The sequence below is a fragment of the Paenarthrobacter sp. FR1 genome, from assembly GCF_051106045.1.
GTDB classification, from domain to species: domain Bacteria; phylum Actinomycetota; class Actinomycetes; order Actinomycetales; family Micrococcaceae; genus Arthrobacter; species Arthrobacter nitroguajacolicus_A.
Map to the genome: position 1 here is coordinate 171,028 of NZ_JBPFSF010000004.1, position 23,085 is coordinate 194,112.

Annotated in this window: 21 protein-coding genes and 1 tRNA gene; 8 read left to right on the top strand and 14 right to left on the bottom strand. The window is 64.2% G+C overall.

What is annotated here, in order from left to right; genetic code table 11:
• Positions 1-92 precede the first annotated feature (92 nt).
• Positions 93-725 carry a copper resistance CopC family protein gene (locus ACR30Z_RS09700; RefSeq protein ID WP_144651960.1) on the bottom strand — a complete coding sequence of 211 codons (633 nt, stop codon included), beginning with the start codon at positions 723-725 and terminating at the stop codon, positions 93-95.
• Positions 726-839: 114 nt separating this feature from the next.
• Between ACR30Z_RS09700 and ACR30Z_RS09705 the strand changes: the two genes are divergently transcribed.
• The 5 genes from ACR30Z_RS09705 to ACR30Z_RS09725 all read left to right on the top strand — a co-directional run bounded on the left by ACR30Z_RS09705 (position 840) and on the right by ACR30Z_RS09725 (position 4,468).
• On the top strand, positions 840-2,282 hold the full coding sequence (locus tag ACR30Z_RS09705; RefSeq protein ID WP_434372314.1) for an NCS2 family permease: 1,443 nt from the start codon (positions 840-842) through the stop codon (positions 2,280-2,282).
• Positions 2,283-2,355: 73 nt separating this feature from the next.
• Positions 2,356-3,303, top strand: coding sequence for a formimidoylglutamase (hutG, locus tag ACR30Z_RS09710; RefSeq protein WP_434372316.1), 948 nt, complete (start codon positions 2,356-2,358; stop codon positions 3,301-3,303).
• Between the two features lie 63 nt (positions 3,304-3,366).
• Positions 3,367-3,825, top strand: coding sequence for a hypothetical protein (locus ACR30Z_RS09715; RefSeq protein ID WP_434372318.1), 459 nt, complete (start codon positions 3,367-3,369; stop codon positions 3,823-3,825).
• 84 nt (positions 3,826-3,909) lie between these two features.
• Positions 3,910-3,980, top strand: a tRNA-Cys gene (locus ACR30Z_RS09720).
• Between the two features lie 266 nt (positions 3,981-4,246).
• On the top strand, positions 4,247-4,468 hold the full coding sequence (locus tag ACR30Z_RS09725; protein ID WP_434372320.1) for a hypothetical protein: 222 nt from the start codon (positions 4,247-4,249) through the stop codon (positions 4,466-4,468).
• Between the two features lie 119 nt (positions 4,469-4,587).
• On the opposite strand, the gene ACR30Z_RS09730 is transcribed toward ACR30Z_RS09725, so the two are convergent.
• The 3 genes from ACR30Z_RS09730 to ACR30Z_RS09740 form a co-directional block, all read right to left on the bottom strand.
• Positions 4,588-4,836, bottom strand: a complete 249-nt coding sequence (locus ACR30Z_RS09730; RefSeq protein WP_144651965.1) for a hypothetical protein — start codon at positions 4,834-4,836, stop codon at positions 4,588-4,590.
• Between the two features lie 198 nt (positions 4,837-5,034).
• Positions 5,035-6,627, bottom strand: coding sequence for a histidine ammonia-lyase (hutH, locus tag ACR30Z_RS09735; RefSeq protein ID WP_434372322.1), 1,593 nt, complete (start codon positions 6,625-6,627; stop codon positions 5,035-5,037).
• A gap of 9 nt (positions 6,628-6,636) precedes the next feature.
• Positions 6,637-8,364, bottom strand: coding sequence for a urocanate hydratase (locus tag ACR30Z_RS09740; RefSeq protein ID WP_434372324.1), 1,728 nt, complete (start codon positions 8,362-8,364; stop codon positions 6,637-6,639).
• 163 nt (positions 8,365-8,527) lie between these two features.
• On the opposite strand from ACR30Z_RS09740, the gene ACR30Z_RS09745 reads away from it, so the two are divergent.
• On the top strand, positions 8,528-8,965 hold the full coding sequence (locus tag ACR30Z_RS09745; RefSeq protein ID WP_144651968.1) for an SRPBCC family protein: 438 nt from the start codon (positions 8,528-8,530) through the stop codon (positions 8,963-8,965).
• Positions 8,966-8,981: 16 nt separating this feature from the next.
• Here the strand turns inward: ACR30Z_RS09745 and ACR30Z_RS09750 are convergent, their stop codons facing one another.
• Both ACR30Z_RS09750 and ACR30Z_RS09755 read right to left on the bottom strand, forming a co-directional pair.
• A complete protein-coding gene (locus ACR30Z_RS09750; protein WP_144651969.1) occupies positions 8,982-9,788 on the bottom strand; it encodes an IclR family transcriptional regulator in 807 nt (268 codons plus the stop codon).
• A 192-nt stretch (positions 9,789-9,980) separates the two neighbouring features.
• Positions 9,981-12,113, bottom strand: a complete 2,133-nt coding sequence (locus tag ACR30Z_RS09755; protein WP_434372327.1) for an ALF repeat-containing protein — start codon at positions 12,111-12,113, stop codon at positions 9,981-9,983.
• Between the two features lie 259 nt (positions 12,114-12,372).
• Here ACR30Z_RS09755 and ACR30Z_RS09760 point away from each other — a divergent pair, with 259 nt between their 5' ends.
• On the top strand, positions 12,373-13,809 hold the full coding sequence (locus ACR30Z_RS09760; protein WP_434372329.1) for an amino acid permease: 1,437 nt from the start codon (positions 12,373-12,375) through the stop codon (positions 13,807-13,809).
• Between the two features lie 83 nt (positions 13,810-13,892).
• On the opposite strand, the gene ACR30Z_RS09765 is transcribed toward ACR30Z_RS09760, so the two are convergent.
• Complete coding sequence (locus ACR30Z_RS09765; protein WP_144651972.1) at positions 13,893-14,642, bottom strand: 3-hydroxybutyrate dehydrogenase; 750 nt, start codon at positions 14,640-14,642, stop codon at positions 13,893-13,895.
• A 4-nt stretch (positions 14,643-14,646) separates the two neighbouring features.
• The gene (locus tag ACR30Z_RS09770) at positions 14,647-16,035 is read right to left on the bottom strand and encodes an MFS transporter (protein ID WP_144651973.1); all 1,389 of its coding nucleotides are present in this window, start codon (positions 16,033-16,035) and stop codon (positions 14,647-14,649) included.
• Between the two features lie 137 nt (positions 16,036-16,172).
• Between ACR30Z_RS09770 and ACR30Z_RS09775 the strand changes: the two genes are divergently transcribed.
• Complete coding sequence (locus ACR30Z_RS09775; RefSeq protein ID WP_434372331.1) at positions 16,173-17,069, top strand: LysR family transcriptional regulator; 897 nt, start codon at positions 16,173-16,175, stop codon at positions 17,067-17,069.
• Between the two features lie 93 nt (positions 17,070-17,162).
• On the opposite strand, the gene ACR30Z_RS09780 is transcribed toward ACR30Z_RS09775, so the two are convergent.
• From ACR30Z_RS09780 to ACR30Z_RS09805, 6 genes are all read right to left on the bottom strand, one after another.
• Positions 17,163-18,053, bottom strand: a complete 891-nt coding sequence (locus ACR30Z_RS09780) for an ABC transporter ATP-binding protein (RefSeq protein ID WP_434372333.1) — start codon at positions 18,051-18,053, stop codon at positions 17,163-17,165.
• Entirely contained in the window at positions 18,050-19,138 is a 1,089-nt protein-coding gene (locus tag ACR30Z_RS09785; RefSeq protein WP_434372335.1) for a FecCD family ABC transporter permease, read from the bottom strand. The genes ACR30Z_RS09780 and ACR30Z_RS09785 overlap by 4 nt, the downstream gene beginning before the upstream one ends.
• On the bottom strand, positions 19,135-20,229 hold the full coding sequence (locus ACR30Z_RS09790) for a Fe(3+)-siderophore ABC transporter permease (RefSeq protein ID WP_434372337.1): 1,095 nt from the start codon (positions 20,227-20,229) through the stop codon (positions 19,135-19,137). Before ACR30Z_RS09790 ends, ACR30Z_RS09785 begins: the two co-directional genes overlap by 4 nt.
• Positions 20,230-21,111: a siderophore-interacting protein gene (locus tag ACR30Z_RS09795; RefSeq protein WP_434372339.1), complete on the bottom strand. Its 882-nt coding sequence runs from the start codon at positions 21,109-21,111 to the stop codon at positions 20,230-20,232.
• A complete protein-coding gene (locus ACR30Z_RS09800; RefSeq protein ID WP_434372341.1) occupies positions 21,108-22,040 on the bottom strand; it encodes an ABC transporter substrate-binding protein in 933 nt (310 codons plus the stop codon). The genes ACR30Z_RS09795 and ACR30Z_RS09800 overlap by 4 nt, the downstream gene beginning before the upstream one ends.
• Positions 22,041-22,185: 145 nt before the next feature.
• Positions 22,186-23,052, bottom strand: coding sequence for a helix-turn-helix domain-containing protein (locus tag ACR30Z_RS09805; protein ID WP_434372342.1), 867 nt, complete (start codon positions 23,050-23,052; stop codon positions 22,186-22,188).
• Between the last annotated feature and the right edge of the window lie 33 nt (positions 23,053-23,085).

The window sequence follows — 23,085 nt, forward strand, 5'->3', positions numbered from 1 at the left end:
CACCCGGAAGTCACATTTAAGTAACGAGAACTACCCTTTTGGCGTGTCGTGGTGACCGTTTCGAGATCTTCGCAGGTACGTAGAAAACCCCGTTATTCCGCGGGAGTTTGGCCGTCCGAGTCGTTTGAGGCCGCCAGTTTCTTCCGCGCGGTAACGGCCAGGTAAATAACGAGTCCGATAGCCACCACCGCCAGTCCTACGATGCTCCAGGGGAAGGGCTGCGATGCGTCCGCCGCCGGCTCGCTGGTACCCGTTCCCGGCGCCGCCGTTCCCGCCGAAGGTACCGAAGCTGAAGGAGCCGAAGCTGACGGTGAGGCAACCGCAGTGCCGCCTGTCGTCGTCGTGCTCCCTGCGGTGGCCGTGAAGGTAAACGTGCCCTCAATAGGGTGGGAATCGGAGCTGACCACGCGCCAAACCACTGTGTATTCGCCTGCCGGCGCGCCGTCGCGCAGCTTCTGAACTGCCTGGTTATCGATGATTTCGACGGGTCCATCCGCCCAGTTTTCGCCGCCCGCGGTGACAGTGACGCCCGAACCGATCGCCAACGGGCGGTTGTTGAAAGTAATGGAGACCGACGCCGGAACTTCCGCCACGTTGGCACCGTTCGCCGGCGCCGTGGACTCGGCGACATCATGCGCGGACGCTGGAGCCGCAGAAAACAGCAGGGCGGACGCGAAGGCAAGAGCAGCGACGACGGCGGCCAGAAGCGGGCGGATGGTGCGCATGGGGCGGTTTCTCCTAGTGTTGGCTTCCTTACAGACTAGGCGAATGGTCCGGTGCGCCCATATCCGACCGCATAGGATTTGAGAGCACACTCCCCTCGATCCCCGGAGTCCTTCATGCTTAAACAAGGTTCTGCAGTCGACCGCTACTTCAAGATCTCCGAGCGCGGCTCCACCTATTCGCGGGAAATCCGTGGCGGTTTCGCAACCTTCTTCGCCATGAGCTACATCGTGGTGTTGAACCCACTGATCCTCTCCGGAGCCGACTCGAGTGGAGCATCGCTCGGCTTCACCGCTGTCGCCGCCACCACTGCGTTCGTGGCGGGCATCCTGACCATCCTCATGGGCGCGTGGGCCAAGCACCCGTTCGCCGTGGCAACGGGCCTGGGCGTCAACGCGTTCGTGGCCGTCACCGTTGCCTCGCACCCGGGGCTGACGTGGCCAGACATGATGGGGCTCGTGGTCCTCTCCGGCGTCACGATGCTCATCCTGGTCCTCACGGGCTTCCGTACCGCCGTCTTCAAGGCAGTACCGGAGGCCCTCAAGACCGCGATCGTGGTGGGCATCGGCCTGTTCATCGCCCTGATCGGCCTGGTCAATGCCGGATTCGTCCGCCGCATCCCGGACGCCGCAGGCACCACAGTTCCGCTGGGACTTGGCGTGGACGGCAAGCTGATGGGCTGGCCCACCCTGGTGTTCGCGGTGGGCCTGATCCTGACCATCGCCTTGGTGGTCCGCAAGGTCCGTGGCGCCATCCTGATCGGCATCGTGGTCTCCACCGCCCTGGCTGCGATCCTCGAATTCACGCTCCACATCGGCCCCAGCTTTGATGGCAAGAACGTCAACCCCCGCGGCTGGTCGCTCGTGGCCCCCACGCTTTCCGAGTGGGGCGCCCCTGACCTGTCCCTGATCGGCAAGGCCAACCCCTTCGGCGCGTTCGAACACCTCGGCTTTATCGCTGCCGCCTTGCTGGCCTTCGTGATCCTCCTCAGCATCTTCTTCGACGCCATGGGCACCATGGTGGGCCTGGCCAACGAGGCCGGAACCGTGGACAAGGACGGCAACATCCCCAACGTGGACCGGGTCCTCCAGGTGGATGCCCTCGGTGCAATCGTGGGTGGCGGCGCTTCGGTTTCCTCCAACCAGATCTTCGTTGAATCCGGCGCGGGGATCGGCGAAGGCGCGCGTACCGGTCTGGCCTCGATCGTGACCGGCGTGCTCTTCCTCATTGCCATGTTCTTCACACCGCTGATCAACCTGGTGCCGTTCGAAGCCGTGGCCCCCGCGCTGGTGGTCGTGGGCTTCATGATGGTTTCCCAGGTGGGGAAGATCGACTGGCAGGACTGGGGAGTCGGGATTCCCGCGTTCCTGACCATCGCCTTGATGCCGTTCACGTACTCCATCGCCAACGGCCTGGGTGCCGGGTTCATCTCGTTCGTGCTGATCCGCACCTTCCAGGGCCGCGCCCGCGAAGTCCACCCCTTGATGTGGGCTGTGGCCGCTGCGTTCCTGCTCTTCTTCGGCATCGGAACCGTTGAGGAACTCCTGGGCGTCAAGTAGGCATTCCGGTATTTCAGACACCCCGGACCCGGAACTGCTGGTATTGGCAGTCCGGGTCCGGTCTGCTTAAAGCATGGAAACACGCGCCGTAACTGTAGACGTCAGCCCTACCCCGTGGACCGGCCGCTTTGACGGCGACGGCGCCGAGCACCGCCGTTGGTGGCAGGCCATCACCCCGCACACGGCCGAAGCAGCCGCGGTTGCCTCGCGTCCCGCCGTCATACTTGGTTTTTGCAGCGATGCCGGGGTGCTCCGCAACAAGGGCCGTGTGGGGGCGGCCAAGGCCCCGGCCGCCATCCGTTCGGCGCTGGGTCCGCTGGCCTACCACCTTGACCGTGACGTGTTCGACGCCGGCGATGTGGTTGTGGAGGACGACTCACTGGAAGCGGGCCAAGAGCGTGCCGGGCACGCCATTTCGGGACTGCTCGACGCCGGAAACCTCACCGTGGTGCTGGGCGGCGGCCACGAGACCGCCTTTGCCAGCTACCTTGGCGTAGCCGGTTCTGACGCCGTCCGCGGCAAGCGGCTGGGCGTGCTGAACCTGGACGCACACTTTGACCTCCGTGACGAGCCGACGCCAAGTTCGGGCACGCCGTTCCTGCAGATGGCCCACGCGGAAGCTGCCGCCGGACGCGAACTGCAGTACGCCGTCGTCGGCATTTCTGAACCCAACAACACGCGGACCCTCTTCGACACCGCGGACCGGCTGGGCGTGAAATACCTTCTTGATGAGTCGTGCTCGCCGGAGGCCGTGGAGGTTTTTGTTGCCGACTTCCTGGCTGGCGTGGACGTCCTGTACCTGACGATCGACCTTGACGTGATGCCTGCCTCGGTAGCTCCCGGGGTGAGTGCGCCTGCCGCGTATGGCGTTCCCCTTCCGGTGATCAGCACGATCTGCCGCCAGGTGGCCGCGAGTGGGAAACTCCTCCATCTGGACGTCGCCGAGCTGAACCCGGACTTCGATATCGATGCACGAACCGCGAAGGTGGCTGCCCGGTTGGTGAACACGCTGCTGGCGTAGCCATCCCGGGGCCTTTTCGCGGCCGCCATCCTCCGTTTAGCCTGTGGGGAGGGAAGGATGGCGATGCGCGCAGCTCCTGTGCAGGACAAGTGGGCCTGGGTGGCCGGGCCGGCCGCCGTTGCCCTTGGGCTCACGGCGCACATGATCGCGGGCGGCAGTGCTCCCGCCATCCCGGTTCTCCTGGCCTTGGCCGCGCTGGGCTGTTTGGCCGCGCAATTGATCGCACGCTGGGTGCACGGGCCTTTGTTGCTCCTGCTGTTTGCCGGGCTGGCGCAACAACTGCTGCACTTCGGACTGGACGCCTTCGGCGGCTTCTTCCCGGGCGGCGGGCTGTTGGACCATCTTCATGGAGGGCAGGTCCTGGCGGACGTGCCCGCCGGGACCGCACCAAGCGGCGGTTCGGTACACCTCATGCTGTACACGCACATGGCCGCAGCCATCCTCACACTGCTGGTCGCCGCGGGTGTTTCGAAGCTGGCCCGACGCGCGTCACTGACGGCAACCAAAAGCAACATCGCGTAGCCCGGCGCAAGGTGGCGTAGCCCTGCGAAAGCCTGGGAAATGAACTTTGATCCGCCCCCGGCAAGGCGCCTAGTGTCGTTTCCACGTGGTGTACCCGAGAGGCCAGGGAGCTGCCTGCAAAGCAGCGCACGCGGGTTCGAATCCCGCCACCACGTCTTGGGGGCGCAACCCCCCGCGAGTTGGCACTTAATGCCGATGTTCCGCTCAAACATTGGTATTAATTGCCAACTCGCGTCGGGTATGGCCTTCCGCACACACGTCGTGATCCCCTGCCGCAACTGGCCCCGTGAAACTGCACGCCCCTTGGCCCACGGATGAGACCCAGGTCACGAGCCTGCCAGTCATCTTACAAATATTCCGTTCACTCCGACTATGATTGATGGGTCGCCCTCGCATGCGGCATGTAATAGGAGGCCCCCAAATGACCCCTGCAATGGTTGCAGAACGCGAAATTCGCCTGTCTTTTTCCAAGGCAGACGAGATCCACGACGGACTCGACCGCGCTGTGGATGCCCTGATTGAGAACGCAGCAGCAGACGCTAACTGCGGCATTTTGGTGACCCGGCACGAGCCCGGCACCTACACCGTGGCTCTGGACGAATCCGTTCCCTTCGGTCAGACCCACGAAGTACTCGCTGCCTGATACCCCAACGTATTTCCTGGCAGCGACGCCAAAAACCGGGGCCCGTCCCCTTCCGCATCTACTACCCGCGGAAGGGGACGAGCCCCGGTTTCTGTTTAACCTGCGATTCAGTTCGGTTGCTACGCCCGGCGGAGAGTGACGCCGTCGGACTTCATGAACAGTTCCTTGCCCTCTTCGGTGACGCCCGGCCCCGAGTGCTCAAGCCACACCACGTTTCCGCTGCTGGAAATTTCCTCCACCAGGCCGGCGGCGATGACGTGGGCGTACTTGACCACTTCCACCCGCTCGCCAACTTTCAGCGTCTTCCAATCGGAAACCGTAGCCGAGTGAGCGTTTCGCCTGGACAGGACTGCTCCGCGTGCCTTCATTGAACTTCTACCCCTTTGTGGATGTTCTCTGTTGTGTATTGAGTTGTTGAACGGTTGACCGCCAAGCCCACGACACCGTTGTCGCGGACGTGACGTACACCATAAGTTCTACTACATTTGCCACGCCCCGGAGATTGCGTTGCGAACAAAGTCCGGGGCGTGACAAATCTGCCCATCAAATGAGCGTTTTATTCGACGTCAGGCCAAAATCCCGACGGCGGATTCGGCGGCCGCACGGACCGCGCCGGAGCCAACCAACCGGTCGGCCGCTTCGAGTTCGGGCGACAGGAACCGGTCGGTCCCCGGTCCCTGGACCACTTCGCGAAGCACCTCAAGCACTGCCGTACCGGCAGGACCCGGGGTGAGTTCGCCGTCGGACATCTGCGTCCGCATGTCAATGGCGCGGGCGCTGGTGACAAGTTCGACGGCGAGCACGCGGCGAAGGTTCTCCACGGCCTTGCGAAGCTTCCGGGCTGCGTGCCAGCCCATGGACACGTGGTCTTCCTGCATGGCGGAGCTCGGGATGGAGTCCACCGATGCCGGAACGGCCAGGCGCTTGTTGTCCGAGACCAGGCCGGCCTGCGTGTACTGGGCGATCATCAGGCCGGAGTCCACGCCGGGGTCTCCGGCGAGGAAGGCCGGGAGTCCGTGCGAGCGGGCCGGGTCCAGCATGCGGTCCGTGCGGCGCTCGGCGATGGAGCTGAGGTCCGCAACGGCGATGGCCAGGAAGTCCAGGACGTAGGCCACGGGGGCGCCGTGGAAGTTGCCGTTGGACGTGACGCGGCCGTCGGGCAGGACCACGGGATTGTCGATGGCCGCAGCGAGTTCGCGGGACGCCACCAGCGCGGCGTGATCTACGGTATCGCGGACGGCACCGGCAACCTGCGGGGCACAACGCAGCGAGTAGGCGTCCTGCACCTTGGTGTCGTTGATCCTGTGGGAGGCAACGATCGGCGAGTTGGACAGCACACGGAGCATGTTGTCGGCGCTGGCAGCCTGGCCCGGGTGCGGACGCAGGGCTGCGTGGAGCTCCGGGAGGAACACCTGGTCGGTGCCCAGCAGTGCCTCGACGCTGAGCGCTGCGGTGACGTCCGCCGTCGCGAGCAACAGGCGGATGTCGGCGATGGCCATCAGCAGCATGCCGAGCATGCCTTCGGTGCCGTTGACGAGGGCCAGGCCCTCCTTCTCAGCCAGCGTGACGGGCTCGATGCCGTGCTGGGCGAGCAGCTCCGCGACCGTTGCCTTGCCGGAAACGCCGTAGAGCTCGCCGTCGGGACCCGTTGCTTCTCCTTCGCCCATGAGGACCAGCGCGCAGTGGGACAACGGGGCAAGGTCGCCGGAGCAACCGAGCGAACCGAACTCGCGGACCAGCGGAGTGATGCCGGCGTTGAGGACGTCCACCATGGTCTGCAGGACCACCGGACGGACGCCGGTGCGGCCCGATGCCAAGGTCTTGGCGCGGAGGAACATGATTCCGCGGACCACTTCGCGTTCCACGGCCGGGCCCATGCCGGCGGCGTGGCTGCGGATCAGCGACTTCTGCAGCTGCGTGCGGAGGTCGTTGGGGATGTGGCGGTTGGCCAGGGCGCCGAAGCCCGTGGAAATGCCGTAGGCGGGAACGTCGCTGGTGGCGAGGTCATCGATGTGGGCGCGGACCTTGGCGACGTTGTCCAGGGCTTCCTGGGAGATGGTCACCTTGGCGTCGTGGCGTGCGACGGCGACCACGTCTTCCGGGGTCACGCCGCTGGAGCCGAGGGTGACGGTCAGGGGTTCGTGGGTAGTAATAGTCACTTTTGTTGCCTACTTCTCGTTCATGGGGATGCGGACGCCGCGTTCGTTGGCGACGTCGACGGCGCGGTCATAGCCGGCGTCGACGTGGCGGATGACGCCCATGCCGGGATCGTTGGTGAGGAGCCGTTCGAGCTTCTCAGCGGCCAGATCGGTACCATCGGCCACGGAAACCTGACCGGCGTGCAGGGACCGGCCAATACCAACCCCGCCGCCGTGATGGATCGACACCCAGGTAGCACCCGAGGAAGTGTTGATCAGCGCGTTCAGCAACGGCCAGTCAGCGATCGCGTCCGAACCATCAGCCATGGCCTCGGTCTCCCGGTACGGGGACGCCACAGACCCGGAGTCCAGGTGGTCACGGCCGATCACGATCGGGGCCTTGACCTTGCCCTCGGCCACGAGCTGGTTGAACAGCAGACCGGCCTTGGCGCGTTCGCCGTACCCGAGCCAGCAAATACGTGCCGGCAGGCCCTCGAACTCCACCCGGTCCGCCGCGGCGTCAAGCCACTTGTGCAGGTGCTTGTTCTCCGGGAAGAGCTCCTTGATCGCCGCGTCCGTCACCGCGATGTCTTCCGGATCACCCGACAGGGCAACCCAGCGGAACGGGCCCAAACCCTCGCAGAACAACGGACGAATGTACGCCGGGACGAAGCCGGGGAACTCGAACGCCCGCTCGTAGCCGCCCTTGCGCGCCTCATCACGGATCGAGTTGCCATAATCGAACACCTCGGCGCCGGCGTCCTGGAACTCCACCATCGCCTGCACGTGCCGGGCCATGGAAGCCTGGGCCTTCTTGGTGAACCCTTCCGGATCCGCCTCGGCCTCGGTGTGCCACTCAGCCACCGTGATGCCCTCAGGCAGATAAGACAACGGGTCATGCGCACTGGTCTGGTCAGTGACCACATCGAAGGTGATCTCCCCGGCCCTATGACGGCGAAGCAGTTCCGGGAACACCTCCGCGGCGTTACCCACAAACCCCACGGACCAGCCGCGGCGCTCATCCTTAGCCTTCTGGACCTTCGCAAGGGCGGTGTCAAGATCGGTTTCGACCTCGTCCAGGTAGCGCTTGCCGGCACGACGACGCAGGCGGGTCTCGTCGACGTCGACGATCAGGCACGCACCATCGTTCAGGGTCACCGCGAGCGGCTGGGCACCGCCCATGCCACCACAGCCACCGGTGAGGGTGAGGGTCCCAGCCAGCGGCCCCTCAGTAGAACCCTCCGAGGCCGGGGCCGGGTGGCGCCCCTCAGCAGCGAGCTTGTTCCCCACGGCAGCGAACGTCTCATAGGTGCCCTGAAGAATGCCCTGGGTGCCGATGTAGATCCAGGACCCGGCAGTCATCTGCCCATACATCATCAACCCCTCAGCCTCGAGGCGGCGGAACTCGGGCCACGTCGCCCAATCCCCCACAAGGTTCGAGTTCGCCAACAGAACACGGGGAGCCCACTCATGAGTGCGGAACACACCCACCGGCTTACCGGACTGGACCAGGAGGGTTTCGTCCTTCTCCATGGTTTCCAAGGTCCGGGTAATCGCATCAAACGCAGCCCAGGAACGCACCGCACGGCCGGTGCCGCCGTAGACCACCAGATCATCCGGGCGCTCAGCGACCTCCGGATCCAGGTTGTTCATCAGCATGCGCAACGGCGCCTCGGTCTGCCACGACTTGGCAGTAAGCTCAGTACCCCGCGCGGCCTTGACCGGACGGGCACCAGTAGTGAAATCGGCGGGTGCCATGGTGACTCCTTCGTCTGTGGGAAGTGTGTGGTGGAAAGATCTTCTGCTTCTACTAAAGCCCCTTTATGGCGCGGCGGAAACGGCTTTTCGACTGGTGCTGTCCGGGATTACAGACGTACGCAAACCCCTCGCATTCGCGCTGCAAAGAGCGCATGCTGGACCCATGGCAACGTTCCGTGTATCTACGTTTGTCGCGGCGCCGCCCGAACGAGTCTTCGCCGCTTGGACGGATCTGGACCGGTTCCCGGAATGGATCGGCGGGGTCACCCGCGTGACCGACCGCATCGGTCCCATCGACCAGGCCGGCAGCCGCTACACCGTGTGGTTCGGACGGATGGCAAGCCCCACCGAGATCCTCGCCGTAGAGCGCCCCTGGCACATCCGCACACGGTTCGGCAATGCAATCCTGAAGGGCGAATCAGAGGTGACGTTTACCGCCGAGGGTAAGGGCACGCGCATCCACCAGGAGTTCATGACCCGAGGCTTCATCGCAGGGATCTTCGGGCGGCTTTTCGCCATGGGATCATACCGGGGCAGCTTCCGCGGCGAGCTGGAGACCTTCCGCAAACTCGTCGAGAGCGAAGCGCCGGAGTCGAGCTAGCCTGCAGGAGGAGGGGCTAACCTGCCGGGCGTCCGTGGATCCGGACGGACAGTTCGTCCGCCGCCTTCTGGATGCGGGCAGCGAGCACCGGCCATTGCTCGGCCGGCACTTTGTCCTCCAAGAACGTCACGGCGACTGCCGCCGTCGGCCACCCCACATGGTCCGTCACAGCGGCGGCAATGGAGCCGAACCCCGGGGTGATTTCGCCGTTTTCCGTGGCGTAGCCACGCTGTCGCACCTGATCCAAGTGGGACGATAAAGCCGAGTACTTCATGATGGGGAACTCCACCTCATGCCGGGACGTGAAGGCGGCGGCGTTCGGATACAAGGCCCGGACCTGCGACTTTGGCAGGGCGGCCAGGATTGCTCGGCCGGACGCCGTGAGGTGGCTGGGAAGGCGGACCCCGACGTCGGTGACCAAGCTGGGGCGGTTCTTGGCGCGTTCCTCCACGATGTAGAGGACGTCCCGGCCGTGGAGTACCGCCAGATGGGCGCTCTCGCCGATCACGTCAACCAGCGAAGCGAGCATGGGCCGGCCCAGACGGGACAGCGGTTCCTGCCGTGAGTACGCCGAGCTGAGTTCGAAGGCGCTGATGCCCAACCCGTAGCGCTGTTCCTCGTGCAGGTGCAGGACGAAACCGTTGGCCTCCATCACGCCGAGCAGATGGTAGACACTGGAGCGCGGCAAGCCGAGCGCTGTTGCAATGTTCGACGCCGCCATGGGACCACGGCGCGAGGCCAACAGTTTCAGGATTCGCAGGGTGTTTTCCGCGGCCGGGACTTTGGACGTGGCTTTGCCGGGGGCGGTTGGCGTCGTTGTCATGGTTCCTCGCTGCTCGGGCTGCTGACGGGATCACCGGGCACAACTGTCCGGTATCCCGTACTCAAGCGTGCACCCTCCGCAAGGCCCACGCCAGACCACCACGCCGTTGCGATGTCTGAAATACCAGACTTAACCAGCCCGCCCGAATGGCCGGCAGCAGGGCAGGGCGCACGCGGTCATTGGTTTGGCTTGCTAGGACTTGGGCTTGGCGTCCGTGGAGGCCGTGGCCCTGGCCGGCACCGGCGTGCCGCCCTTTCGGCGCAGCAGGAACGTGATGGCACCAGCGGCAGCGAGGACCAGCGCGGCGATGAGGCCAAGGGTCCATCCGTTCAGCCCGGTTGAGGAAGCAGCCATCGGACTTGCCGCCTCCTGGGACAGGGACTCCGTTGACGCCGCCTCCGGCCACGTACCGGCCGGAGGGACGTTGACATCGGTGATTTCCGGAACTTCGGTGGCGGGTTCGGATGAGCCATCAGGCGCCTCGCCGGTGACGGCCAAGGCGACTGGAGGAACCTCCGCCTGCGGCCAGGGCACAGCGGCAGGGGCTATCCCGGTCAGCTGGGAAGCATCGACCATGGGCACGTTCAGCGGCAAGTTGCCACCACGGGCCTGGGGGGCGCCTTCGGCCTTGGCAGCTTCCGCTGCCTTCGCAGCTTCCGCGGCTTTGGCAGCTTCGGCGGCTTTGGCAGCTTCGGCGGCTTTGGCAGCTTCCGCTGCCTTCGCAGCGTCAGCCGCCTGGCCGGCGTCGACTGCTGCCTTGTCAGCCAGCCCGGCGAGTTCGGTGATCACGCCGTTGATCGACGCTACGTGCGCGGCGGTTGTTTCGTCACGCTTGGCAGCGGCGAACTGTCCGACGCTGGCGAATGCCTGCAGATCAGCGCGACTGCCATCCAGGGCCACGTTGGCGGCTGCGCGCAATTCCGGCCCGGCCTTGTCCATGGTTTGGAAGGCCAAAATCCGGTTGTCCAACTCCCGAGCAACAGCAAATCCGAACTCAAGGAAATAGCGGATATCGGCGTGGTTGGTGGAACTCAGCGCAATGTCCGCCGCTTTGTTCACGTGACTGCCGCCCGCGTCCAAGAGTTGGTAAACGCGCTGCCGATCCGCGACGAACGCCGATGGCTTAGCTGAATCGAGCGTGCTGGCTTCAGCGTGGCCGTCCGTGACAAAGGACTTGATGGCAGAATCCCCACCCAGCAGGGCAGCTTCGGCTGCCTTCCGCACTTCGGGAGTGCCTACAAGCGCCAGATCCAAGGTGGCCTGGCGGGCTTCCTTGCTTAGCGCGTCCAGGTTGGCACCGGATGCCGTCAAGGTGGACAGTAGCCCGGGCAGTTCCTTTGCCGCTTTTGCGAACGCCTCCCTGGCGGGCTTCTCGGCGGCCAACGCTAAATTGTCCCTGACATTGCGCGGAGCAGCCTGCGTCGACAGGAAATCCCAGTCGGCATCCAGCCTGGCGGCGTCAGCTTCCCGCGCGGCGGCCGCAGTGGACTTGGCCTGCTCCACGGCGTTCTTCGCCCGGTCAGCTACTGCAGCGGCGCCGACGGGGTTGGCTTTGATGTCGTCCCTGACCTGCTGGAGCAGCGCGGTCACCGCGGCGGACTCAGTGTGATGGTCTGCGGCGACGAACTGGCCGTAGCGAAGGAAAGCAGCGACGGTTTCATCGTCGTCAGTTGCCAGCGATGTCTTGGCAGCAGCAGAAACAGCAGGGTTAGTGGAGGCGACGAGCCCAAAGGCGGCTTGCCGATCTGTCATCTTCGCTTTGCCCCGCCAGCCCGTAAGAACGAACTGCTCGATAGCTGCCTCGCCGGAGTCCAAGCTGTCGGACGCGGCTTTCTCGACGTGGTCGTTGCCGTACTCCAGGAAATACGTGGCTGCGGTCCGGAGATCGCCCTTCCATGTGTCGGCCCAGCCTTGCGACAAGAAGGTGATGCTGGCCGCATCGGATGCGAGGGCTTCCTTCGCCGACGACCTCACATGAACGCTCCCCCGCTCCGTCAGCTCGGTGACCAGTTGCTTGCGGTCCGCTGCCAGCGGTACGTCCTGTCCGCCGTCGAGAAATGCCTGCAGCGTTTCCGGTCCGCCCACCAAGGCGGCCGCAGCCGCAGCGCGCGTCGCAGGACCACCCGTCTTCCACAGCTCCAGCACTCCGGCTGCATCAGCAGCGCGGTTGATATACGGCACAGGAGCCTGCGCGGCGTCAGGGACCTCAAATTGGGGGACGTCATAAGCCTGTGCAGGAGCGGCAAAGAGCAGGGAAGCTCCAGCCACCACGGCAACAGCAGCAGCGGTCCAACGGCGTCGCGTACGACGAAGTGCAGAGATCAAGGGTCCCCCAAATATGGATGCGATGGCAGCGCCTATTTCCACTGGGGGCGACGCTGGAAGCGAGGGATGCCTGACCGGTTTGATGAGCTGTCCGCGGTCATCATATCCGACCGGAAGCTATGACTTTGACCGCCCAGAAAACGGCCCTTCCGCCCACTGTCTGCGATCAAAGACACCAAAGCCCCGTGAGTCCGATCACAAGGGCCGCAAAAGTGATCTGCTGGATAGCGATCCCCTCCCAAAGACGAGAAGGTTTACTATGCAACAAACCAAGCTGGCTGCGGAGAGCTCTGTCCTCCAAGCCGCGGGTACGGCGCTCAGCCGAGGCCTCAACGTCCGTCACATCCGCTTCATGGCGCTCGGATCGGCGATCGGCACGGGCCTCTTCTACGGCTCCGCCTCCGCCATCCAGAAGGCCGGGCCGGCTGTACTGCTGGCCTACATCATCGGCGGCGCGGCCGTCTTCATGGTGATGCGAGCCCTCGGCGAAATGGCCGTCCGACACCCCGTGTCGGGTTCCTTCGGCCAGTACGCCAGCAAGTATCTGGGGCCGTTTGCCGGCTTTGTGACCGGCTGGACGTATGTGTTCGAGATGGCGATCGTAGCCATCGCCGACGTCACCGCCTTCAGTATTTATATGGGCTTCTGGTTTCCGCAGGTGGACAGATGGATCTGGGTGCTGGCGATCATCCTGTTCCTGGGCGCCATGAACCTGCTCAGCGTGAAGGTTTTTGGTGAACTTGAGTTCTGGTTCTCGCTGATCAAGGTGGTGGCGATCATCGCCATGATCGTGGGCGGTGCGGCGATCGTCGTGTTCGGTTTCCAAACGGGCGACGGCGGTGGCGTGGCACCGGGGCTGGGGAACCTCGTCAATCACGGCGGTTTGTTCCCGAACGGTTTCGAGGGGCTGTTGGCCGCGTTCGCCGTCGTAATGTTTGCGTTTGGCGGGATCGAAACGATTGGTATCACCGCCGGTGAAGCCGCCAATCCCAAGAAGGTCATCCCGCAGGCCGTTAACACTGTGCCGGTACGCGTTCTGCTTTTCTATGTTCTGACCCTGGGTGTGCTGATGAGCATCTTCCCGTGGAACGAGATCGGCAGCAGCGGCAGTCCGTTCGTGCAGATCTTCGACGGACTGGGCATCCCGGCCGCTCCGCACATCCTCAACGCGGTGGTCATCACCGCCGCGCTCTCCGCGATCAACAGCGATATCTTCGGTGCCGGGCGCATCCTGTTCGGCCTGGCCCAGCAGGGCCACGCGCCCAAGAGCTTCAGCAAGATCTCCCGGCACGGGGTTCCCTGGATGACCGTAGTGATGATGGGCGGAATCCTGCTGGTGGGCGTCGTTTTGAACGCCGTCATCCCCGAGGATGTGTTCGTGCTCATCGCCTCGATCGCCACCTTCGCCACCGTGTGGGTCTGGGTGATGATCCTCGCCTCGCACGTAGCCATGAAGCGTGAGATCAAGCGCAAGGGACTGCCGGCGTCGGAATTCGGCTCACCGCTGTGGCCCGTTGCGTCCATCATGACCATGGCGTTCATGGCGATGGTCATCGTGATCCTTGGAGTCTTCGAGGACACACGGGTTGCGCTTTATGTTGGCGGCACCTGGCTGGTCCTGCTGTTCGTGGCCTACAAATTGTGGGTTCGCGGGGGTGGCCTGCGCCGGGCAGAGCTGGTGGACGAGACCGCTTAGCTTCCCGCGCCGAAGTGACAGTTAATGCCAATGTTCGCGGGGAACATTGGCATTAACTGTCACATCGCGGGGGCGAGGGAGGACTACCGGGCCGACCAACCACCGTCCATGGTGTAGCTCGCGCCGGTGACCATGCCGGCGTCGTCGGAGGCCATCCAAGCTGCCAACGACGCAACCTCCTCCGGCTCCACCAACCGCTTCACCGCCGACTCCGTGAGCATCACCTTGGCCAGGACCTCGGCCTCGGGGATGCCGTGAAGCCGGGCCTGATCGGCGATCTGGCGTTCCACCAACGGCGTCCGGACGTACCCGGGGTTGATGCAGTTGGACGTGACCCCGTGCTCGCCGCCCTCCAACGCAGTGACCTTGCTGAGTCCCTCAAGGCCGTGCTTGGCGGACACGTACGCGCTCTTGTAGGCCGAGGCCCGGAGCCCGTGGACCGAGGAGATGTTGATGATCCGGCCGAAGTTGTTGGCGTACATGTGCGGGAGGGCGGCACGGATCAGGAGGAACGGCGCCTCCAGCATCAGGGCCAGGATCCGTCGGAACTCCGCTGGTTCGAACTCCTCGATCGGCGCGACCTTTTGGATGCCGGCATTGTTGACCAGGATGTCGCAGTCAAGGCTCAGTGCGGCCAACGCCTCAGTATCCAAGAGGTCCACCGTCCAAGCTGTGCCGCCCAGCTCATCGGCGAGGGCCGCGGCTCCGGAGGCATCGACGTCGGCCACTACTACTTTCGCGCCGCGTGCGGCGAGCGCACGGGCACAGGCAGCCCCGATACCGCTCGCGCCGCCGGTCACCAGTGCTTTGCGTCCGTTCAAGGAGTTGTCCATCAAACTATCCCTTCGAAGCTGAAGCAGTGGTCAGTCCGTGCCGGATCGCATCGGCCTGGTCCACGTCCTGCAGCGCGATGCCCTTGGTTTCCTTCAGCGAAACGACGGCGACGACGGTGATGGCACATGCGACCACCAAGTAGATCGCGGTGGGAACCCACGAGCCGGTGTCCTTGAGCCACTGGGTTGCCAGCAGCGGCGCGAGTGAGCCGGCGAAGATCGAGGTGACCTGCGAGCCGAGCGAGACGCCGGAGTAGCGCATGCGGGTGGGGAAGAGCTCGGACATGATGGCCGGCTGACCGGCATACATGAAGGCGTGCAGGCAGAGTCCAATGGTCACGGCAAGCACGATGATCACGGCGTTCTTGGTGTCGAACATGGGGAAGGCGAAGAACGGCCAGGTTGCGCCGGCAATCGCGCCGATGAGGTAGACGGGCTTGCGTCCCCAGGAATCCACGAGGCGGCCGACCTGCGGAATGACCAGGAAGTGGATGACGTGGGCGATCAGGAGTGCCAGCAGGAGCGAGGACGTGTCGTACTTGTGGACGCTCTTGAGGTAGACGATCGCAAAGCTCACCACGAGGTAGTACATGATGTTCTCCGCGAAACGGAGGCCCATGGCCTGCAGGATGCCCTTGGGGTACTTGCGGATGACCTCGCCGACGCCGTAGCTGATGGCCTTGGACTCTTCCACCTGCGCCTTGGCTTCGAGGAAGATCGGGGCTTCGGTGACGTGGGTACGGATGTAGTAGCCCACGAACACGATCACTGCGGAGAGCCAGAATGCAACGCGCCAGCCCCAGCCGAGGAACGCTTCGCTGCTCAGGGTGGTGGACATAACGAACAGGACCAGTGTGGCCAGGAGGTTGCCCACCGGCACAGCGGCCTGCGGCCACGAGGACCAGAAACCACGCGACTTGTTGGGGCTGTGCTCTGCTACCAGCAGCACAGCGCCACCCCACTCACCGCCGAGCGCGAAGCCCTGGATGAAGCGCAGTGCCACCAGCATGGCCGGTGCCCAGTAGCCGATTTCCATGAAGCCGGGGAGGCAGCCCATCAGGAATGTTGAGACACCGACGATCACAATGGTCAGCTGCAGCGTGGGTTTGCGGCCCAGCTTGTCGCCGATCTGGCCGAACACGATGCCACCCAGGGGCCGTGCCACGAAACCAACGGCGTAGGTGATGAAGGCCTGGATGATGCCGTCCAGTTCGTTTCCTGTGCTCGGGAAGAAGTACTTGCCGAAAACCAGCGTGGCGGCTGTGGCGTACAGGAAGAACTCGTACCACTCCACCACGGTGCCAACCATCGACGCCGCGACGATCTTCTTCAGCCCGGAACCTTCGCCGGCGCCTTTCCCTGCTCTTGATGCGGAGCGCTGCTCTACGCTCATATCCATCTCCTCAGTGTCCTCTTTGACCCTTTTGAACGTGATGTGATCCACAACACGAAATGCTCCACTGAGTATTGCCGCAGATTTGCCGCGCCTCAATGACCAAAGAGGCACCACATGTGTGCAAAATTGCAGATATGAAGCCGAATCCCGATGACCTCCTCATCTTCCTTGCCGTCTCACGTTCAGGAAAATTTACGACGGCGGCACAAGCCTTGGGACTGAACCACACCACCGTTTCGCGCAGGATAGCGGCCCTGGAGAAGGCATTGGGCGGCAGGGTCCTGGCGCGTGCGGCCGGCGGGTGGGAAGTGACGGATTTGGGCGCCGAAGTGGTCGAGGTGGCTGAGCGGATCGAAGCTGCGGTGGGTGCGCTGGGACCCAGCGACCGCGCACCCGACCCCATTACCGGCGTCGTACGCATGACCGCGACTGACGGCTTCAGCGCCTATATCGCGGCACCGGCGGTGGCCCGGCTGCGGCGCGAGCACCCCGGACTCAGCGTGGAGATCGTGACGGTGACCCGTCGGGCGTTGCAGCAGCGCTCAGGTCTCGACATCGAGGTGGTGGTGGGAACGCCGCAAGTGCACCGGGCCGAAGCGATCCGGCTCGGCGAGTATCGGCTGGGAATGTACGCCTCCCGCGCCTATCTGAAAGACAACGGGACGCCTTCCAGCATCGAGGAACTGACGCAGCACCAGCTGGTGTACTTCGTGGACTCAATGCTGCAGGTGGATGACCTGGACGCTCCCCGGCGGCTGGTTCCCACCATGCGCGACGGGCTGAGTTCAACCAACGTGTTCGTGCATGTCGAGGCCACCAGGGCAGGTGCCGGCGTGGGTTTCCTTCCGTGCTTCATGGCGGACCGACACTCGGATCTGGTCAGGCTGCTGCCATCGGACTTCGCGGAGCTGCTCCCCTACTGGATGGTCCTCCGCCCGGACTCCATGCGCCGCCCCGCGGTAGCCGCCGTCGTGCAGGCTTTGCGGGAGGAGACGGAGCAACGGCGGGAGGAGCTGCTCGGGGCCGGATGAGTCGCCGAGATGGCACTTAATGGCAATGTTGCAGCAAAACATTGTCATTAAGTGCCACCTCGCGGGTCGGGGGCGGGGGAATCAACGGGGGAATCAGGACCCCAGCGGGATCACCAGCGGAGTGTGGCTCACGGGGTCGTCGATCACGATGCACGGCAGGCCGAACACATGTTCCACCAGCTCTGCGGTGACCACATCCGCGGGCCGGCCCTCGGCAACCACTGCGCCGTCCTTCATGGCGATGAGGTGTGTTGCGTAGCGGCAGGCGTGATTGAGGTCGTGAAGGACAGCTACCAGGGTGTTGCCTTCCCCGTTCAACCGCCGGAACAGTTCCAGCAGTTCGATCTGGTGGGCGATGTCCAGGAACGTTGTGGGCTCGTCCAGCAGGAGCAACGGGGTTTGCTGCGCCAACACCATGGCCACCCACACGCGCTGCCGCTGCCCGCCGGAGAGCTCGTCCACCAAACGCCCGGACAACGACGTGACGTTCGTAGCTTCCAAGGCGGACACCACCGCGGCTTCGTCAGCCTCAGACCACTGGCGGAGCAACTTCTGGTGCGGGTACCGGCCACGGGCCACCAAGTCCGCCACGGTGATTCCGTCGGGCGCAATAGAGGTCTGCGGCAGCAACCCGAGGCGGCGCGCGACTTCCTTGGCCCCATAAGAGGCGATGCTCTTGCCATCCAAAAGCACCGACCCGGACGTAGGCTCCAGCAGCCGGGACAGCGCCCGCAGCAACGTCGACTTACCGCAGGCGTTGGGTCCCACAATCACCGTGAACCCGCCATCTGGGATACGCACGTCCAGTGATGAAGACACCGTCCGTCCCGCATAACCCAGGCTCACGTTCTCCGCCCTGAGTCGGGCGCCAGAGGGGCGGGTACCAGAGGGGCGGGCACCCGTGGGGCGGGCACCCAGCGCAACGCCAGAAACGGGATCAACCAACACATCAGTCACAGCAAACTCCTTCACTTCTTCGCTCATTGCCGCTTCACCTCACGGGCAAGAAGCCACACGAGGTAGCAGCCGCCGATGCTTACGGTCACCACGCCCACGGGCAGTTGGATTGGCGCGAAAAGGTTCTGCGCCACGATGTCGCTGGCCACCAAAAGGAAGGCACCCATGGCGGCCGAGGGAACCATTCCCACCGACGCTGACCGGGTGAGGCGGCGCGCCAGCTGGGGCGCCGCCAGGGAAACAAAGGCAATCGGCCCGGCAGCAGCGGTGACCATCGCCGTCAAAGCCACGCCCACCACTGCCAGGACCAGCCGCGAGCCTTCCAGCCGAACGCCCAAGGCGCGGGCGGCGTCGTCGCCCATCTCCAACAGGCCCAGCCGCCTGCCGTACAAAGACAGCACAGCCAGCAGCACCCCGAACACGATCACCACCGGCAGCACTTGGTCCCACGTGATCTTGTTCAGCGAACCGGCACCCCAAACAGCCGCGGACATGGCCTGCTCCAAGGACGCCTTGAGGATCATGAACGTGTTCACCGAGGCCAACATGGCGCTCACGGCGATACCCGCAATGATGAGCCGGAAGCCCTGTATGCCCTTCTTGTAAGCGAACACGTACACCAGCGCGGCAGTTACCAGACCACCCACCAGCGCACCGGCCGACACCGCAAAGTAGCCGCCACCCATCAGCAGGATGACCACCAGCGCACCCGTATAGGCGCCCGTGTTGAAGCCGATCACATCGGGACTTCCCAGCGCGTTGCGGGTCAGCGATTGGAAGATTGCCCCGCTGACCCCCATGGCCGCCCCCAATAACAGGGCCAGGAGGACGCGGGGCAATCTCCACTCCACCACCACCATGTGCACGGCGCCGCTGGACTGTCCCAGCAGCGCCGAAACAACGTCCGGCACCGCAACGCTGAACTCACCGAGGCCAAGGGCGACGACGGCGAGCGCCAGGGCGGCGGTAAACAGGACGGCGGTGACAACCAAGGTCCGGACGTCGAGGCGAAGGGAGACGCGTCCGCCAAAGCGCCGGATGGCGATGGTCCGCCGGCCGAAGTCGATGGACGTCGTCCGGGCAAGGGAAGCCACTTGGTCAGACGAGGTCATAGCGTGCTCACTTTCCGGCGTCGGATGAGCCAGATGAGGACCGGCGCGCCAACGAATGCGGTGATGATTCCTACCTGCATTTCACCGGGACGGAGGACCAGCCTGCCAAGGGTGTCGGACACCAGCAGCAACACGGGCGAGAGCAGCAAGGTGTAGGCCAGTATCCAGCGCTGGTCCGGCCCAACGATCCATCGGGCTACGTGCGGAACCATAAGTCCCACGAATCCGATGGGGCCGGCGGCTGCCGTCGCGGCGCCGCACAGCAGAGTTACCGCGACGATGGTCCAGATCCGGGTGCGCACAATGTTGGCACCAAGCGACCTGGCGGTATCGTCGCCCATGGCCACGGCGTTCAAGGGCCGGGCCATGGCAAGGGCAATAAGCGTTCCTGCAAGAATGAAGGGGGCCACCGTGGTGAAAATGTCCCACGTGCGGTTGCTCAACGTTCCGGCGCTCCAACTGCGCATGCTGTCGAAGACGGCAGGGCGCAGGAGGGTGATGCCGGAGGAAATGCCGCCGAGGACAGCCCCCAAGGCAACGCCGGCAAGGGTGAGGCGGAGCGGCGTGGTCCCGCCCCTCCCCCGCGAACCGATGAAGTACACCGCCACAGTGGCCGCCACGGCACCGGCGAAGGAGAACCAGATGTACTCCTGGATGCTGGTGACGCCAAAGAGCGCCACTCCGAGGACCACGAAGAAGCCGGCGCCCGCGTTGACGCCCAGGATGCCGGGGTCCGCCAACGGGTTGCGGGTCAGGGCCTGGATCAGTGCCCCGGACAGCCCGAGGGCAATGCCAACCACTACGCCCGTGACGGTTCGGGGCAGGCGGAGGTCATGGATGATCACGTGTTCCGGTGAGCCATCGTAGGCGGTGATGGCCGGCCACAGGTTGGCCACGTCGACGTCCTTGGAGCCCACCACCAAACTCAGCCACAGCACCAAAGCCAACGCGGCAATCGCTGCGAGCAATCCCAACATCCGGTACCGGTTTACGCCCACCAGGCCCGCTGGGCGTACTTCCTTGGCTGAAACCGGCGCCGCGTCCTGCACTTCAGTGACGGCAGAACGCGGCGCCATGGTTCCGGACGCCATTTAGAGGCCCAGCAATTCGAACTTGGCGTCCTGCAGGTCCACGATTTCCTCGCGATCCCGCTTCTCGTTGGACCAGAGATCGTCGAACCAGCGCCGGGTTTCGGCGTCGAGGTTTTCCCAACGCTCTTCCCAGGCTTCGCTCTTGTCCGTCCAGTAGCCGATCAGCTTGTAGGACTCGGGCGTGAGCTTCTTGTGGTGCCGAAGGTACTTGCGGATCCCGCGCAGCACCTTGGTCTCGCCGGCCACCCAGATGTAGCCCACTCCGCCAGGCAACTCCATGGAGCGCAGGACCTCCTCCAATCGGGACTGGCTGTGTCCGTTGCCCCCGTAGATCCAGGCCACTTCGGTTCCAGCGCCGAGGACCAGCTCCTGCTGGTGCGAGGGATCCTCTACTTCGATCAGGACACGGGTCCGGACACCCGGCGGTGCCTGCTCCACGAGCCGCGCTACGGCCGGAAGTCCGGTGGCATCGGCCAGAAGGATCTGCCACTGCAGTTCTGCCGGCGGTTCGTACAGTCCCGTGGGCGAGTTAAGCCCGACGACGTCACCCACCTGGGCGCGCTGCGCCCAAGCAGCTGCCAACCCGCCGTCGTGAACGACGAAGTCGATGTCCACGGTGCCAGCGACGGCGTCCACCGCACGGACTGTGTAGGTCCGCATGGCGGACGGCTCGATTCCAGGTTCCCAGTCCCAGGAGTCCCCTGTGGAGATGGGCAGTCTGGCCTCATGGGTGCCCGGATCCGGAAGGAACACGCGCAGGTATTCGTCGCCGACCCCCGTGGTGTCAAAACCGGCCAGCCCGGGACCGCCGAAGGTAATCCGGATCATTCCGGGCGTAATCAGGCGCGTGGATATGACCTCTGCACGGTAGATCCGCATCATGACAGGAGCGCCTTTTCAAACTTCTCCAGCAGGGCGTACTGGCCGCTGGGAGAGCCGTAGATCATTTCGAGGTCGTACGTGTGGATCTGCTTGTTGGCCACGAACGGCAGCGAGGTCCACAGCTTGTTGTTGGCCAGCGGAGCGAAGGCATCCGGGTTGGCGCCGTCCTTCTCGGGAACTTCGGTGGTGATGATTGCATCGATGCCGTTGAGCTGCTCCAGCTGCTCGGCGCTCAGTTTGGCGCCTTCACCGTCCGCAAGCGGGGACACCTTCAGGCCCAGATCCTTGATGACCAAGCACGGCGTTCCGTAGCAGCTGACCGATACCTGGTCCTCGTAGTAGTCCACGGGGCCAATCACCAGGTTGCTCTTGCCGGCCTCGGCCAGGCGCTTCTTTACGTCGTCAACCTTGGCCTGGTACTTGTCCATCCATGCTTGGTACTGCTCGGTCTTGCCGAATGCCTCCGCCACGGTCTTGAACTTGGTGCGCCAGTCGCTGCCGTCGAAACCGTTGAAGGTGTAGGTCGGGGCGATGTCGGAAAGTTTGGCGTCCAGCTCCTTCTCGTAGCCCAAGCCGTTCAGGATGACATCGGGCTGAGCCTTGAGGATGGCCTCGAAGTTGAACTCGGGGTAGTTGGTGAAGGGCGTGATTCCTTCCAGCGCCTTCTGGTCGAAGAAATACGGGAAGCCCTTGTAGCCGCTGTCCCGAATGGGCTGCTGGCTTGCGAGCGGAATGCCCAGCGTGATGAGCATGTCCAGGTCAGTGGTGTACATGCCCAGCGCCTTTTGGGGCTCGGCCGGCATGACGACTTCTTTGACCTCACTTTGGACCGTGCGGGTCTCCGATTTGGCGCTGGCACTTGCGTCGGTGGTGGCGCAGCCACTCAGAAGGAGTGCTGCGGATGCCAAGGCCGCAACGGCGGCAGACATGGTTTTAGAGCGTGAAATCACTGCGGTCCTCTTGATTCTCAGGGGAGACGGAGAGCTCCCGGTAGCGGCCGCAGGTATCTCGGTAGGCCGCCGAAGTTAGGTATACCTACCCTAACAATGGCGAGGTATGGAAAACCGCTGGATTCTATTCGGAACCGGCCAAAGAGTGATGGTTTCCGGCCTTAAGCGAAGACACGTACCAGCCCGGAGTGTGCCCCATCACCTTCCGGAACACTTGAACGAAGGCGCTGGGATTGTTGTAGCCCACCCGCCTGCTGACCGAGGAAACGGGGTAGCCCGCCGCCAGCAACCCCAGCGCCACGCGGACGCGGGCATGGATCCGCCACTGCGCAAAGGTCATGCCGGTTTCCTTGTGGAACAGGCGGGAGAGGTTGCGGACGCTAATGGCAACTTCCACGCTCCACTCCTCCAGCGAGCGGTCCAAGGCCGGATCATCCAGGAGGGCACGGGCAATGAGCTCCAGCCGTGGATCGGTGGGCATCGGCAGCAGCATCGGGCGGGCATCCACCACGTCCAGCAACCCCACCACCACTTGCTCCGAACGCGTCCGCAGGGCATCGTCCATGTCGAACATACTCATGTGGCGCAGCAGTTCCTGCGCGGCGGAAGGCACAGTGACCGCCACGGTGCGGCTTTCCAGATGTGGCGCAACCCGGGCGTTGATGTGCGAGCAGTAGAACCCCGTCCCTTGCGTGGACTTCACGGCATGGACCACGCCCGCCGGAATCCACAGCCCCAAGGTTGCGGGGACAGCATAGAAGCCCCCATCAGCCTCCACCGTCAGCACGCCGCGGGCCCCCCACAGCAACTCATGGGTATCGTGGACGTGTTCAGTCCACGTGGCAGGTGTGGCGCACTCGAAATATCCCGTGTAGACGCCATAGACCTGCGGCGACGTTTCGCCCTCGACGGGGGCATCCGGCACCTCTTCCAGCTGTACTTCCGGCTGGGGGGCGGTCTGTCCGGATTGCGATATAGCTTGGCGGGTCATCTGGCCTTCTCGAAGTTAGGTGAGCCTTACTAT